This window comes from Amycolatopsis sp. NBC_01488 (assembly GCF_036227105.1).
In the GTDB taxonomy this organism is placed as follows: Bacteria; Actinomycetota; Actinomycetes; order Mycobacteriales; family Pseudonocardiaceae; genus Amycolatopsis.
Map to the genome: position 1 here is coordinate 7,009,700 of NZ_CP109434.1, position 14,982 is coordinate 7,024,681.

Here is a 14,982-nt window from a genome sequence, read left to right on the forward strand (position 1 = left end):
ATGCCGGGATCGGTCTTCACCTTCTACTCCTACAAGGGCGGAGTCGGCCGGAGCTTCACCCTGGCCAACGTCGCAGTGCTGCTGGCTCGCTGGGGGCACCGGGTGCTCTGCCTGGACTGGGATCTCGAAGCCCCCGGCCTCGGCGACTACTTCCGGCCGCGACTGCCGGCGAAGCCCGCCGGGGGTGTGGTGGACCTCGTCGACGACTTCCGCTGTGGCCGGTTCGCGCCGGAGGCCCACGTCATGCGGCTGAAGGACGTCGGCGAACTCGACTTCGTCGCCGCGGGTACCGAGGAATCCGGTTACGTCGGACAGGTGCAGGAGATCGACTGGGCGGCCCTGTACGACGACGGGTTCGGCGAGTACCTCGAGCGGTGCCGTGAGCAATGGTCCGCCGAGTACGACTTCGTGCTCATCGACAGCCGCACCGGGATCTCCGACATCGGCGGGATCTGCACCGCGCACCTGCCGGACCACCTCGTCGTCCTGTTCACGGCGAACCGGCAGAGCATCCGCGGCGCGATGGACCTGGCCAGGCGCGCCGACACCGCGCGCAACCTCCTGCCGTTCGACCGTTCGCGGCTGACCGTCCTGCCCGTGCTGTCGCGGTTCGACAACCGTGAGGAGTACGACCGCTCTGAAACCTGGAGAGGCATCGTCGTGGACGAGACGGCCGAGCTGTACCGCCCGTGGCTCGACCAGTCGGTGACCGCGGAGACGATGTCGCGCCACCTCACCCTGCCGTACGTGTCCTACTGGAGTTTCGGCGAGCAGCTGCCGGTGCTGTCGGAGAAGACACCGAGCGCCGACCAGATCGGGTTCGCGCTCGAAACGGTCGCGGCGGTGATCGCCTGCCGCCTGGACCGCACCGACCTGCTGGCCGAGAACCGCGACGCCTACGTGGCGGCGGTGCGGGCGAGCAGGCAGGAGTTCAAGCACGACCTGCGGGTCAGCATCCCGCGGTCGTCCGTCGGCACGGCGAACAAGCTGGTCGCCGAGTTGGAGAAGCTCGACGTCCGCGTGGTGAAGTCGTTGTCGGGCGATCGCTCCCTGCTCGTGCGGGCCGAAGACGACGCTCGGCACCTGTGCCTGCTCGTCGACGGCAAGGTGAGCCGCTGGCAGTCCGCCGAGGTCGAGCTGTTCCTGCACCGCACCCTCGGCCAAGACCGCCGCGTGATCCCGATCCTGACAGCGGGCACCGAGGCGGCGTCCCTGCCGGGCTACGTCGGCAACCTCCGCTACCTGCGCCTCGGCGGTTCGCGCGGTCCGGCGGAAGTGGCCCGCGATCTCATCGGCCAGCTCAAGGGCTTCACCTCCCTCGTCGACGCGGGCGACGACGTCGACCTCGCGGCGGTGCTCACCCGGGCGCGCGGGTCCCGGCTACGCCCGTCCCGGTGGGACCTGGTGGACGAGCTGGTCACCGCCCTGCAGGCAGCCGCTGCCGCGGGCGACGGCGCCCGCACGAGAGAGCTGGCAGCGGACCTCGCGGTGGCGACGAAACCCCTCACCCCGAACGGCGACGGCCACCACCCGGCCCCGATCCCGACCCGCCAGTCGATCGACTGGCTCTTGCGGACCCTCGACGCCCGCGTGCAGACCACGACGCAGCAGCCGAACCACCGGAAGGATCACGGATGACCGACCGCCTGCCACACAAGGAAACCGCGGCAATGCTGACGCTGCTGGCGCTGGGCCGGGCGATACCCAACCCCGAGCTGGAGACGCTGGCGGGTTTCACGCTCACCGGCAAAGAACGCCGGCACCTCAAGGACATCGGATACATCACCAGCGAAAAGGTCGGTCGCCCCTTCGTGCACGAGCTCACCGCGAGTGGCTGGGTCTGGTGCCTGAAAGAGCTCGAAGAGCAGACCCCGCCGCCGCCTCGTGCGCAAAGCTCCCTCTGCTCCGCACTCTACGTCTTCGCCGGCGGTATCGGCGAAAGCCTCGAGCGCCGCGATCTCCGGTTCGCGGACATCTTCCCCTGTCCGGGTGGCACCATCGAGGACCGCATCCGCATCGCCTACCGGGAGCTGGTGACGGAACCCCGTGGTTGGGTCGGGCTGGTGGACCTGCGGCCGAAGCTCGGCGCGACCACCGAAGAGGTCGACGCTGCGCTGAAGGAGCTGAGCCGCGCCGGCAAGGTGCACCTGGTGCCCGAAGAGAACCGCAAGGCTCTCACCGACGCCGATCACGAGGCGGCGATCCGCATCGGCGGCGAAGACAACCATCTGCTCTCGATCGAGGCATCGTGATGGACGAGCTGACCGCACTGGCGACGCTGCGATTCGACTGGGCGGACACGCCGGACCACGTTTGGCGGGACTCGCCCTATCATGTCGACGGGCTGCACGCCGACGCCCTCGCCGCACTCGACACGGGCATCCGCGACGCCTCGGCCAGCGAGGGACCGAGCCCGATCGGGCTCGTGCTCCGCGGGCTGAAGGGCGTCGGCAAAACCCACCTCCTCGGTCTGGTCCGGCGGCACGTGCACCGGGCGCGGGGGTACTTCTTCCTCGACGACGTCACCGCGGCCGAGGCGTTCTGGGACAACACGGCCGAGGCACTGCGCCGTGGCTTCCTTCGGCTGGACGATTCGAGACAGTCACAGCTCAAGAGCTTCCTCCTGCGCGTGTGCCTGCGGGCTCAAGTCAGCGCCGAAGTCACCGACGCGATCCGTCGTGGACGCGGGCTGACCGTCGACCACGTCGAGGCATTCGTCGATGGCGTACACCGCCTGGACACGGTGGTCGGTGGCCAATGCGAGGATACGGCGCGAGCTCTGGTACTCATCGCGAGCCGGGACCGGGGCGCCAAGTACATCGGCGAAGACTATCTCGACGGGGACGAAGACCTCACCCCTGAGGCTCAGCGGTGGAACATCTATTCCCGGCCGAAACGGGCGCGCGTGCTCGTGGAGGAAATCACCCAGCTGCTCGCTCTTACGGGTCCGGTCGTGATCGCCGTGGACCAGCTCGACACCCTCGTCGCGCGGTCGATGAAGCGGACCCAGGAGATCGGCGACAGCACCGAGGAAGACCTGCTCGTCGCAGAGATCGCCGATGGGCTCATGGGGCTGCGGGAAGTCACCCGCAAGACCCTCACCGTGCTGGCCTGCCTGCCCAGCACCTGGGACCAGATCAAGTCGAAGGCAGCAGGCACCGTTCCCGACCGGTTCCGCGAGTCGGTGACTCTCGGGCGGATCCTCGACGCGGAGCTCGGCCGGGCGCTGGTCGCGAAGCGACTCGGTGTCGCCTACCAGAACATGGGCTTCACCCCGCCGCATCCGACCTGGCCCGTCGCTCCCGCGGCGTTCGACGAGCCGTGGGAACAGTGGACCCCGCGACAGATGCTCAAAATCATCGGCGCGCACATCGACGTGTGCCTGCGCACCGGACAGGTCAGCGAGCTCACTTCCTTCGACGAAAAGGTCTCGGTGCCGGTCACGCCCGTGCGGACCGTGGTGGCGGACGACCGGTTCGCCGAACTCGACGCCGAGTTCGGGAAGCTGAAGGCGGAAGCCGATCCGGAGAAGCTGCTCGCCGAGAAGACCGTGGACAAGGTGATGCCGGATCTCCTGTCGGCCGCTCTGCGCTGCTGGGTCACCGAGGTCGGCGACGACGACATGGAATGGTCGTGCGAACGCCAGAACGAGCGAAGCGAGGTGCACGCATGGCTGAGCCGGACGCTCGACGAGACCGCAGACCTCCAGGAGCACTGGGTCTTCCGGGCGATCGCGGCCCGGGATCCCCGTGCCGCGCTGAGCCGGTTCCGCAAGGCCAGGTCTGCGGCCGGGCAGCGGCAAGGAGTGGACAACCGGCATCTCGTCATCCTTCGGGACGTCTGGGGACGCGGGGCCAAGACGCGCGAAGAGGTCGAGAAGTTCACCGACGCCGGCGGCAAGACGATCCCGCCCACCACAACCGATGTGCGGACCTTCTGGGCGTTGGAGAGGATGCTCGGCACCGGCGGCCGTGAGCTGCACGAGTGGCTGATCGACCGGCGGCCCGCGAGCCGGTCGGACCTGCTGTCCGCCGTGCTGCCGGAGAAGCCGTCGGGGCAGCCCGCCGAAGGGACGCACCCGCCGCCGGCGGAGATGGCGCCGCCCGCTGAAGGCGAGATCACGCTCGGCTCCGTCGTCGGCTCGGGGGAGCCGGTGCGCGTTGAGCTTTCCGCGCTGCGCAAGCACGCCGCCGTCTTCGCGGGGTCCGGTTCGGGGAAGACCGTGCTGCTCAGGCGGATCGTGGAGGAGTGCGCTCTGCTGGGGGTCTCCGCGATCGTCCTGGACCCGAACAACGACCTCGCGCGGCTCGGCGACGCCTGGCCCACGCCGCCCGATGGCTGGGGGCCCGACGACGCCCAGCTCGCCAAGCGGTACCTGGCCGAGACCGACGTCGTCGTCTGGACGCCGGGACGGGCGACCGGGCGGCCGCTGGCCTTCCAGCCGCTGCCGGACTTCGCCGGCGTCCTCGACGACTCCGACGAGTTCGGGGCGGCCGTCGAGGTGGCGGTGGCGACGCTCGCGCCGCAGGCCCGGCTCACCGGGACGACGGCGAAGACCAACATCGGCCTGGCGGTGCTGCGCCAGGCGGTCGTCCGGCACGCGCGGACCGGGTCGCGCAGCCTGCCCGAGCTGATCGAGCTGCTGACCGACCTGCCCGGGGACGTCAGCAACCTCAACGACGCCCCGCGCATTGCGGCCGGCCTCGCCGAGATCCTGAAGGCGGCGATGGTCAACGACCCGCTGTTCGCGGGCGGCGGCGAACCGGTCGACCCGGGCGCGCTGCTGACCCCGGCGTCCGGCAAGCGGGCGCGGGTCTCGGTGATCAGCTTCGTGGGCCTGCAGGCGGAGGAGCAGCGGCAGAACTTCGTCAACCAGCTGCAGATGGAGCTGTTCGCGTGGATCAAGCGCAACCCGGCGGGCGACCGGCCGCTGGGCGCGTTGTTCGTGATGGACGAGGCACAGACGATGGCGTCGTCGGGCAGCCTGACGGCGAGTACGCGCAGCACGATCGTCCTCGCGTCGCAGGCCCGCAAATACGGCCTGGGCCTGCTGTTCGCGACCCAGGCGCCCAAAGGACTGCACAACCAGGTGGTCGGCAACGCGATGACGCAGTTCTTCGGCCGCCTGAACAGCCCGGCCCAGATCGCGGCGGCCAACGAGCTGGCGCGGGCGAAGGGGAGTCCGGTCGCGGACATCTCGCGGTTGGAGCGGGCCCAGTTCTACGTGGCGGGGGAGGCGTTCGGCTTCCGCCAGGTGGCGACGCCGCTGTGCCTGACCCACCACCCGGCGAGTCCGCTGCGGCTGGAGGAGGTGATCAGCCGGGCACGCGGCGAGGAGGTGTAGCGGACGTCGGCGATCATCGCCCGTGCCGGCGAGCCGCGCGGACCAGGCCCGGAAGGTCGATGATGAGGCTGCACCCCGGCGGGGAAAATCATCTCGGCTCCGCGGTCGATTCGGGCGCGTCCCGTTCGACGCCTGGGTGACGACGACCCGAAGGAGGCGGTTCAGCGATGACCGGACCGATCAGGCTGTACATGACGATCTCACTCGACGGCTTCGTGGCCGGGCCGGACGACCGGCCGGGCCAGGAGATGGGCCGCGGCGGCTTCCGGTTGTTCGACTGGCTGGCCGACGGCCACGGCGACGGGCCGAGCGCGCAGGTGGTCGCCGAGGCGACGGCGACGGGCGCGCTGATCTCCGGCAGGCGGACGTTCGAACTGGCCGGCCGCTGGGGCGGGGACCACCACGACGGCGTCCCGATCCACGTGCTGACCCACCACGTCGACCCGGACGACGTGCCGCCCGGGAGCGCGCGGTTCTACACGGACGTGGTGGCGTGCGCGGAAGAAGCTCGCGAGGCGGCGGGCGACCGCGGGGTCATGGTCCACGGCGCGGGCGCCGCGCAGGCGCTGCTGAAGGCGGGCCTGCTGGACGAACTGGACCTGCAGGTCGTCCCGGTCCTGCTCGGCGCCGGGCGCCGGCTGTTCGGCGAAGGGGCGCAGATCGAGCTCGAACCGGTGCGGCGGCTGGAGGATCGCGGCGTGCTGCACCTGCGGTACGCCGTGCGCCGGTGACGGCGCCCGGTCCCGGGCGCCGCGCACCCGGGACCGAGCGGAACGTCAGTCGGCGTCCGGGAAGTGGATGTCGGCGACGTGGACGTCCACGGTCGCGACCTCCAGCCCCAGGTACTGCTCGACGGCTTCGATCACCTGGACGCGGATCTGCTCGGCGAGCGCCTTGACCGCGTGGCCGAACTCGATCACCAGCGCGACGGTGATGGTCGCGTCGTCGCCGAGGACTTCGACGGACGTGCCCGCCTCGTCCAGCTCGTACACGCCTTCGGCCTTCGCGGCGACCCGGGTGACGATCTTGGCGACGACGCCGTCGGCCACCGTGGTGGTGCCGCGAACGCCCGCGGCGGAACGGGTTGCGGCCTCTTCTGTCTCTTCCGGCTCCCCGGCCTCGGCGGCCTCGGTCTCCTCCCCGACGGCATCGTCGGCGTCCGCCTCGGACTCGTCGTCCTCGCCGTCGGCGACTGCCTCGTCCGCGACCGTCTCGTCGTCCTCCTCATCGGCGACTGCCTCGTCCGCGACGGCTGCGTCGGACTCCTCGTCGTCGGACTCCACGGCGTCGACGGCGGCGTCCTCGACGTCCTCGGCCTCGTCGGTGCCAGTCGTGTCGTCGGAGTCTTCGGCGTCGTCGCTCGAGTCCTCGTCGGCTTCGTTCACGTCGGCGGTCTCGTCGACGGCGTCCTCGACCTCGGTGGTGTCCTCGGCCGTCTCGGCCTCGGGGGTGGCGGCCTCGACGGTCCCGGTGGGCGCGGTGCCGTAGCCGTAGCCTTCTGAACTGGGCCTTTCGTTCTGGGCGCGACCGAAGATGCTGTTGATGACGTCGGACATGTTTCCCCTTTTCGGGAGCGACGACTGCGGATGGGGACGAGCAGAGACGGCGACAGGATAGGGGTACCGCCCATGATCCCCGGCACGGCCCCCGGGTTCGAGACTCGGTTGTGTCCCAACGGATATCCGGCGCAAGACAACGCTCTCCGGGTTGACTGGACCTGTGCTCACGGTCCGTCAGGCCGGGGTGAGCGATCAGTGATCGCCATTCGGAAACCGCGTCCGGGAATTGTCCACTTTCTGGCCCGATCCCATTCCGTCAGCCATTCCGGAATAGCCCTGCCGGTACGCTCGAAGCCAGCGCGCGATACCCGGCCGGATTCAGGTGCAGGTGGTCGCCGACGTCGTAGGCGGGCAGCAGCCGGGTCGGTGCCGCCGGGTCGCGGGCCACGCGGTCGAAGTCGAGGACCGCGTCGAAATGGCCGCGGATCCACGTGTTCACCGAAGTCCGCGCCGCTTCGCGCAGCGGGTTGTCGTACCCCTCGTTGCCGCCGAACGGCGTCAACGTCGCGCCGTAGACCTGGATCCCGGCCGCGTGGGCGCGCGTCAGGATCTGGTCGTACGCGTCGATCAGATCCGACGCCGTGGCCGCGGCGGCGTCCGGAGCGGCCGTGCCGAGGTCGTTGATCCCCTCGAAGACGATCGCCCGCGAGACGCCGCTCTGAGCCAGCAGGTCGCGGTCGAGGCGGGCCAGGACGTTCGGGCCGAGGCCGTCCTGCAGCACTCGGTTGCCACCCGCGGCTTCGTTGACCACGGCCGACGGTATCCGGGACGCCAGCACGTCCGGCCAGCGGTCGTTGCCGTTGGTCGTCGAGCCGCGGCCGTCGGACAGCGAATCCCCGATCACCGCGACCGCCGATGCCGGCGAGAGCACTTCGATGCCGCTCAGGAAGTACCAGTGGTCGACCGGCGTCGCGCCCGGCAGGTCCGTGGCGCTCACCTGGTCGCCCGCGATCAGGTACGACGTCGTGCGCGAGCCCGGGTGGGAGGTGATCGACAGCGAATGCTGACCGTGCGCCAGGTAAGCCGTCACCGTGATGTTCTCGAAGGCGCGTACCGGGAACGGCAGCGGGTCGGACACCACCTGCGCGCCGCTCGGGACCGTCGTCGACGGCTTGCCGTGGAACGTCACCGGCACCGAGCTCCCGGGCGTGATCGCGCTGACCCCGGCGGCGCCGGAGACCGGACGGGCCACGGCAACGGAAGTCAGCGGCAACGGCGCTCCGCCGAAGGCGTTCGAGAACCGCAGGCGGATCCGCGGCCCGCCAACCGACACATGCGCCGTCTGCCGCAGGGAAGCGTTGTCCAGCACCCGGTCGGTCCCGGTGAACGGCGCCGGCGGCAGGTTCGCCGGTTCCGTCAGCTGCGGCATCGACGTCCACGTCGCCACCCACCGCGAGTCGGGCGGACGGCCGGAGGCACCCACGAACAACGCGGTCAGGACCGCGAGGCAGCAGACCGCGAAGGACCGTTTCACGACCCGAACTCCGGAGCCGGCACCCGCTCGAAGCCGACGTGCCGCCGCGGTCCGGTGAGCGTGCAGTGCAGGGTCGCCACGATCTGCTCGCTCGACGTCCCGACCCGCAGCTCGACGTCGCCGGGCTCGACCAGGCGCCGACCGGCCCGACCGGTGTACGACGTCAGATCGGCGTGCAACCCGATGTCCACCACGACCGTCGCCCCCGGCTCGACCGAGACCCGCCGGGCCGCGATGAGCTGACGCTCGGGGCGCGCGACCTCCGCCACCGGGTCGTGCAGGTACACCTGGACGACTTCCGACGCGGGCCGGGCGTGGTCGTTGCGCAGCCTCACCTGGACCCGGCACACGCCGTCGGTCGGCCACAGCGAGCCCGTGGCGCTGACGTCGACCCAGGTCACCGGCGCGTACGACAGCCCGTGCCCGAACGGGAACAACGCCGACGGGTCGATCGTGCTCACCTCGCTGCGACGGCCGAGCGGCGCCGCGAGGTACGTCGACGGCTGGCTCGCCCCGGCCGCCGGGAAGCTGACCGGCAGCCGCCCGGACGGATCGATCCGTCCACTGAGGACACCTTCCAGCGCCGGCGCGCCCTCCTCGCCGGGGTAGAACCCGCAGACCACGGCCGCCAGCCGGTCGATCTGCCGGGAAAGCTCGTAGGGACGTCCCGACAGCAGGACCACGACGACCGGCTTGCCGGTGGCCAGGAGTGCTTCGAGGAGTTCCTCCTGACGGCCTGGCAGCCGCAGGTCCGGCGCGTCGCAGCCCTCTCCGGACGTCCCCCCGCCGAACAGTCCCGCCCGGTCGCCCAGCACAGCCACGCAGACGGACGCGTCCGCGCAGGCCGCCACGGCTTCGGCGATCCCGTCGTCGTCGCCACCGGTGACCGGGCAGCCCAGCGCGTACGTGACGTCGAAGGACGACCGCAGGGCCTCCACCACGGTCGGCACCGAGACGCCGAACGGGACGTCCGGGTGGTGGACGCCGACGTGCAGCGGGAACGAGTAGCAGCCGAGCATCGCGCCCGCCGCGTCCGCGCGTGGCCCGACCACGGCGAGGCGCGCGCCGGGGGAGAGGGGCAGCGTCCCGTCGTTGTGCAGCAGCACGATCGACTTCTCCGCCACCTCCCGCGCCAGTGCGCGCGAAGGAGCGTCGTCGAGGTCGACCTCCTCGGGCACCGCCGGCGCCCAGTCGGCGTCGAGCAGCCCCAGCTCGCACTTTTGGCGCAGCACCCGCTCGAGGGCGCGGTCGACGGCGGCGGCGTCGACCGCGCCCCCTTCCACCGCGGCGAGCAGCGGCTCGCCGTAGCAGTCCATGGTCGGCAGCTCGACGTCGATGCCCGCGGCCAGCGCCTGCCCGGCCGCGTCGGCGCGGTCGGCCGCGACCCCGTGCAGCCGGTGCAGGAACGCCACGGAGAAGTAGTCGGAGACGACCGTGCCGGTGAAGCCGTAGGTGTCGCGCAGCAGCCCGGTCAGCAGGGCCGGGTCGGCGGCGCCGGGGACGCCGTCGATGTCGGTGTAGGTGTTCATCACCGAGCGGGCCCCCGCGCGCAGGGCCAGCTCGAACGGCGGGAGCAGGACGTCCGCGATCTCCCGCGGCCCGGCCGAAACCGGGGCGAGGTTGCGCCCGGCGCGCGAGGCGGAATAGCCGACGAAGTGCTTGAGCGTCGCGACGACGCCGGCGGACTCGAGGCCGGCGACGTACGCGGCCCCGATCGTCCCGACCAGGTACGGGTCCTCGCCGATCGTCTCTTCGACGCGGCCCCAGCGCAGGTCGCGCGCGACGTCGAGGACCGGCGCGAGCCCTTGGTGCACGCCGAGTCCCCGCATGGTCTGCCCGATGCGCGCGCCCATCCGGCGCACCAGGTCGGGGTCGAACGTCGCGCCCCACGACAACGGCGCCGGGTAGATCGTCGCCTGCCACGCGGCCAGCCCGGTCAGGCACTCCTCGTGGACGACGGCGGGGATGCCGAACCGGTTGCTGGAGACGATCTGGCGCTGCGTGCGCGCGAGGCTGTGCGCCCCGGTCAGCGGGTCGACGGGCCGGGTGCCGAAGACGCGGGTCAGCTGGCCGATGCCGTGGCGGACCAGTGCGTCGAGGTCGACCGCGGCGTCGACGAACTCGTGCTGGTGCGGCGCCATTTCCCCGCCGGCGTCGATGCCGACCCAGACGCCGTAGAGCTGGGCGAGCTTCTCGCGGAGGGTCATCCGCGCCATCAGGGCGCGGACGCGCTCGCCCGGGTCGGCCGCGGGGTCTCGCCACGGTTCGGAGGCCGTGGCAGGCTGCGTGGTCAAGGCTTTCCGCCCTTCGTCAGGAGGGGAGCTTTCGGGGTTGCGGGTGGCGATGCCCCGGATGGCACCGGATCAGGGGAGGGCGCGGGTGGAGCTCCGCACCACCAGGCCGGTGTCGAGCGTGACGTGGGTGCGCCCGACCTCGTCGCCGTTGATCAGCGCGATGAGCATGCTGATCGCCCGGTGGCCCATCTCCCGGATCGGCTGGTCCACTGTGGTCAGTGGCGGGCTGCAGAGCGCGGACTCGGGGACGTTGTCGAAGCCGACCACGGAAAGGTCGTCCGGCACGGAAAGGCCCAGCTCGCGGGCCGCGCCGACGGTCGCGATGGCCGAGATGTCGTTCGCGGCGAACACCGCGGTCGGGCGGTCCGGGCCGGTCAGCAGGTCGTGGGCCGACGCCGCCGAGACTTCCGGGTCGTAGGCGCCGATCCGGATCAGGCTCTCGTCGGCAGGCACGCCCGCGGCCTCGAGCGCCCGCAGGTAGCCCGCCTTGCGCAGCGACGCCGATTCGAGGTCGGGACGGCCGGCGAGGAACGCGATCCGCCGGTGCCCGAGGTCCAGGAGGTGCTCGGTGGCCAGCTGCGCGCCGCGCAGGTTGTCGGAGTCGATGGTGGGCAGGTGCGACGGGCCGGTGTGCGGGTCGACCGCGACGACCGGCGTGCCGGGCACGGCTTCGAGCGAGACGGCGGGCGTGACCAGCACGGCGCCGTCGACGAGCGTGCCGGAAAGGCGGGACAGGTACCGCTTTTCCCAGCCGACCGGGTCGCCGGTGCGGCCGCCCGCGGAGTAGACGACGAGCTCGAACCCGCTGCCGCGGATGGCGTCGGCGGCGCCCTTGAGCAGCTCGGTGGAGAACGGTTCGAGGTCGGCGACCAGGATCCCGATCACGTTGGTCCGGTGGTTGCGCAGGCTCTGCGCCACGAGACTCGCCTCGTACCCGAGCTCTTCGATCACCGCGCGGACCTTCGCGAGCGTCGCGGCGGAGACGCCGTAGCGCTCGTTGATCACTTTGGACACCGTGGCCACCGAGACGCCGGCGTGGGCCGCGACGTCACGGATGGTCACCCTGGAACTGGGCTGCATCGGCTCAGACTAGCCATGTAAAACGTTATCGACAACGATTGACATCCGATTTACCCGGGAGCAAACTCTTCGCCAACCCGGGTGCAGTCGCGCCCCGTCCAACTCGGCCGAAGTCGTCAGGAGTGGACCCAAGATGTCTCTGAAACACCGGATCCCCGTTCTCGCCGCCCTGGCGGCCGTGGTCCCGCTCGCCCTTTCGGCGTGCAGCGGGGGGAGCGACGCCCCCGCGCAGCCGAGCGGGCCGGTCACCCTCACCTGGTGGCACAACGGCACCACCGACCCGATCAAGTCGATCTGGGAAAAGGTCGTCGCCGACTACCACCAGGCGCACCCCGATGTCACGATCAAGGCGCAGCCGCTGCAGAACGAGGACTTCCCCACCAAGGTCCCGCTCGCGCTGCAGGGGGCCGAGCCGCCGGACGTCTACCAGTCCTGGGGCGCCGGCGACCTGGCTTCGCAGATCACCTCGGGCAAGGTCGCCGACATCACCGACGCCACGAAGTCGTGGATCACCCAGACCACCGGCAAGTTCGGGGAGAACTGGCAGGTCGACGGCAGGCAGTACGGCGTGCCGTTCGAGCAGCACTTCGTCGGATTCTGGTACCGCAAGGACCTCTTCCAGCAGGCGGGGATCACCACCCCGCCGAAGACGATGGACGAGCTGAACACCGCCGTCTCGCAGCTGAAGGCGAAGAACATCGCGCCGATCTCGGTCGGTGGCAAGGACCGCTGGCCCGACGCCTTCTACTTCAACTACTTCGCGGTCCGCGAATGCTCGGTCGATGTGCTGAAGCAGTCGGTGAAGGCGGTCAAGCTCGAAGACCCGTGCTGGACGAAGGCCGCGCAGGACCTGAAGAGCTTCCTGGCCACGCAGCCGTTCCAGACCGGGTTCGCCGGCACGCCGGCCCAGCAGGGCGCCGGCAGCTCCGCCGGCCTGGTCGCCAACGGCAAGGCCGCGATGGAACTGCAGGGCGACTGGGAACCCGGCACGATGTCGGCCCTGACCGACGACAAGCAACTGGACTCGAAGGTCGGCTGGTTCCCGTTCCCGTCCGTGGCGGGCGGGCAGGGCGACCCGGCGGCCGTGCTCGGCGGCGGCGACGGTTTCGCCTGCACCACCCGCGCGTCGAAGGCGTGCGCGGACTTCCTGCAGTACCTGGGAAGCGAGCCGGTGCAGACGCAGCTCGCCGCCCAGGGGGCCGGCCTCCCCGTCAACACCGTGGCCGCGAAATCGCTGAAGACCGACACGCTGCGGGCCGTCTACGACTACGGCACGAAGTCGCCGTACCTGCAGATGTACTTCGACCGGGCGTTCCCGACCGCGGTCGGCGCCGCGCTGAACGACGCGGTCGCCAGCATGTTCGCCGGCCAGGGCACCCCCGAAGGCATCGTGACCGCCGTCAACCAGGCCGCGGCGGGCAACAAGTGACCACGGCGACGACCCCGGTGCGGACGGCGCAGCGGCCGTCCGCACCGGCGGTCCGCGCCCGAAGGAAACGTCCGAGCCTGCGAAAACGGCTCGAGCTGGTGCTCTTGCTCGGGCCGGCCCTGCTGGTGTTCGCCGGGTTCGTCCTGGTGCCGATCGGGATCGCCGCCTTCTACAGCCTGTTCCAGTGGAACGGCTTCGGCCCGCTCGACAGGTTCATCGGTCTCGACAACTACGTCGACGCCTTCACCGGCACGGTGTTCCAGGGCGCGATCGTGCACAACCTGATCATCGCGGGGCTGTCGATCGTGGTGCAGCTGCCGCTGTCGATCGGGCTGGCGATGCTGCTCAATCGCAAGCTGCGGGGCCGCGCGGTGCTGCGCGCGCTGGTGTTCGCGCCGTACGTGCTCTCCGAGGCGATCACCGCGGTGATCTGGGTGCTCATGCTCCAGCCGAACGGGTTCGCCGACCAGGTGCTGAAGGGCGCCGGGCTCGGCGGCCTGGTCCACCAGTGGCTGGCCGACCCGGGCATCGTGCTCTACACGATGTTCGCGGTGATCACCTGGAAGTACATCGGGTTCGGCATCATCCTGCTGCTCGCCGGTCTCCAGGGCGTGCCGGCGGAGCTGCGCGAGGCCGCCGCGCTCGACGGCGCATCGGCGTGGCAGACCACCCGGCACGTCGTGCTGCCGCTGCTCGGGCCGACCATCCGGATCTGGATCTTCCTTTCGGTGATCGGTTCGCTGCAGCTGTTCGACGTGGTCTGGATCATGACGCTGGGCGGCCCGGCGAACGCGTCGGCGACGATGGCGACCTACCTGGTCGACCACGGGTTCAAGCGCTACGAGTTCGGGTTCGGCTCGGCGGTGGCGGTGATCCTGTTCGTCATCTGCTTCGTGTTCGCCCTGTTGTACCAGCGGTTCGCGCTCCGCCGGGACACCCAAGGGGCCCTGACGAGGATGGTGAGCTGATGCGTTCGCGCCGGTTCGGCCTGTCGATGGGGTACCTCGCGGCGATCGTCGTGCTCGGCGTGACCGTCGTGCCGCTGCTGTTCGTGGTGCTCGGCGGGTTCCGCACCAACGCCCAGATCAACAACGACCCGGCCGGCCTGCCCGGCCCGTGGGTCACCGACAACTACGCCTCGGTCCTCGGCTCGAGCGCGTTCTGGACGTTCCTCGGCAACAGCGCGGTGATCGCGGTGATCGCGACCGTGGTCGCCGTCGGCCTGGGCTCGATGGCCGGGTACGCGCTTTCCCGGTACCAGTTCAAGGGCCGGGAGGCGCTGTACACGCTGTTCACCCTCGGCCTGCTGTTCCCGCTCACGGTGGCGACGCTGCCGCTGTACCTGTGGCTGCGTCAGCTCGGCATGCTCGAGAGCTTCTGGGGCGTCGCGATCCCCGAGGCGGCGTTTTCGTTGCCGGTGACGGTCGTGATCCTGCGCCCGTTCATGCACGCCATCCCGGGCGAGCTCGAGGACGCCGCCGTGCTCGACGGCGCGAGCAGGCTCGGGTTCTTCTGGCGCATCCTGCTGCCGCTGTCGGCGCCCGCGCTGACCACGGTCGGCGTGCTCGCCTTCGTCACCAGCTGGAACGCCTACCTGTTGCCCCTGCTGGTGTTCAACGACTCCGCGCACTTCACCCTCCCGCTCGGCGTCGCCACGTTCCAGTCCCAGTACTCCCAGGACACCGCCCGGGTGCTCGCGTTCACCGCGTTGTCGATGATCCCGGCACTCGCGTTCTTCGTGCTCGCCGAACGGCGCATCGTCGGCGGGCTGACCGGATCCGTGAAGGGCTGACTCAGGAGGT

11 protein-coding genes are annotated in these 14,982 nt (G+C 70.7%); 7 read left to right on the forward strand and 4 right to left on the reverse strand.

Features of this window, described 5'->3' with window-relative positions; all coding sequences use genetic code 11:
- The 4 genes from OG738_RS33315 (at nucleotide 1) to OG738_RS33330 (ending at nucleotide 6,075) form a co-directional block, all read left to right on the forward strand.
- Nucleotides 1-1,638, forward strand: coding sequence for a CATRA system-associated protein (locus tag OG738_RS33315; RefSeq protein ID WP_329047042.1), 1,638 nt, complete (start codon nucleotides 1-3; stop codon nucleotides 1,636-1,638).
- Nucleotides 1,635-2,252: a hypothetical protein gene (locus OG738_RS33320; protein WP_329047044.1), complete on the forward strand. Its 618-nt coding sequence runs from the start codon at nucleotides 1,635-1,637 to the stop codon at nucleotides 2,250-2,252. Before OG738_RS33315 ends, OG738_RS33320 begins: the two co-directional genes overlap by 4 nt.
- Nucleotides 2,252-5,344 (forward strand): helicase HerA domain-containing protein, encoded by a 3,093-nt coding sequence (locus OG738_RS33325; RefSeq protein ID WP_329047046.1) that lies wholly within the window; start codon nucleotides 2,252-2,254, stop codon nucleotides 5,342-5,344. The genes OG738_RS33320 and OG738_RS33325 overlap by 1 nt, the downstream gene beginning before the upstream one ends.
- A gap of 167 nt (nucleotides 5,345-5,511) precedes the next feature.
- A complete protein-coding gene (locus tag OG738_RS33330) occupies nucleotides 5,512-6,075 on the forward strand; it encodes a dihydrofolate reductase family protein (RefSeq protein ID WP_329047048.1) in 564 nt (187 codons plus the stop codon).
- A gap of 45 nt (nucleotides 6,076-6,120) precedes the next feature.
- Here the strand turns inward: OG738_RS33330 and OG738_RS33335 are convergent, their stop codons facing one another.
- The 4 genes from OG738_RS33335 to OG738_RS33350 all read right to left on the reverse strand — a co-directional run bounded on the left by OG738_RS33335 (nucleotide 6,121) and on the right by OG738_RS33350 (nucleotide 11,751).
- Entirely contained in the window at nucleotides 6,121-6,900 is a 780-nt protein-coding gene (locus OG738_RS33335; RefSeq protein ID WP_329047050.1) for an Asp23/Gls24 family envelope stress response protein, read from the reverse strand.
- 259 nt (nucleotides 6,901-7,159) lie between these two features.
- Nucleotides 7,160-8,377 carry an SGNH/GDSL hydrolase family protein gene (locus tag OG738_RS33340; protein WP_329047052.1) on the reverse strand — a complete coding sequence of 406 codons (1,218 nt, stop codon included), beginning with the start codon at nucleotides 8,375-8,377 and terminating at the stop codon, nucleotides 7,160-7,162.
- Nucleotides 8,374-10,671: a beta-glucosidase family protein gene (locus tag OG738_RS33345; RefSeq protein ID WP_329047054.1), complete on the reverse strand. Its 2,298-nt coding sequence runs from the start codon at nucleotides 10,669-10,671 to the stop codon at nucleotides 8,374-8,376. The genes OG738_RS33340 and OG738_RS33345 overlap by 4 nt, the downstream gene beginning before the upstream one ends.
- A 69-nt stretch (nucleotides 10,672-10,740) precedes the next feature.
- Nucleotides 10,741-11,751: a LacI family DNA-binding transcriptional regulator gene (locus tag OG738_RS33350; RefSeq protein WP_329047056.1), complete on the reverse strand. Its 1,011-nt coding sequence runs from the start codon at nucleotides 11,749-11,751 to the stop codon at nucleotides 10,741-10,743.
- 133 nt (nucleotides 11,752-11,884) lie between these two features.
- Between OG738_RS33350 and OG738_RS33355 the strand changes: the two genes are divergently transcribed.
- The 3 genes from OG738_RS33355 to OG738_RS33365 are packed head-to-tail and all read left to right on the forward strand — an operon-like array spanning nucleotide 11,885 to nucleotide 14,972.
- Complete coding sequence (locus tag OG738_RS33355) at nucleotides 11,885-13,180, forward strand: extracellular solute-binding protein (RefSeq protein WP_329047059.1); 1,296 nt, start codon at nucleotides 11,885-11,887, stop codon at nucleotides 13,178-13,180.
- Nucleotides 13,177-14,148 carry a carbohydrate ABC transporter permease gene (locus tag OG738_RS33360; protein WP_329047061.1) on the forward strand — a complete coding sequence of 324 codons (972 nt, stop codon included), beginning with the start codon at nucleotides 13,177-13,179 and terminating at the stop codon, nucleotides 14,146-14,148. The genes OG738_RS33355 and OG738_RS33360 overlap by 4 nt, the downstream gene beginning before the upstream one ends.
- The gene (locus OG738_RS33365) at nucleotides 14,148-14,972 is read left to right on the forward strand and encodes a carbohydrate ABC transporter permease (protein WP_329047063.1); all 825 of its coding nucleotides are present in this window, start codon (nucleotides 14,148-14,150) and stop codon (nucleotides 14,970-14,972) included. The genes OG738_RS33360 and OG738_RS33365 overlap by 1 nt, the downstream gene beginning before the upstream one ends.
- Nucleotides 14,973-14,982 lie beyond the last annotated feature (10 nt).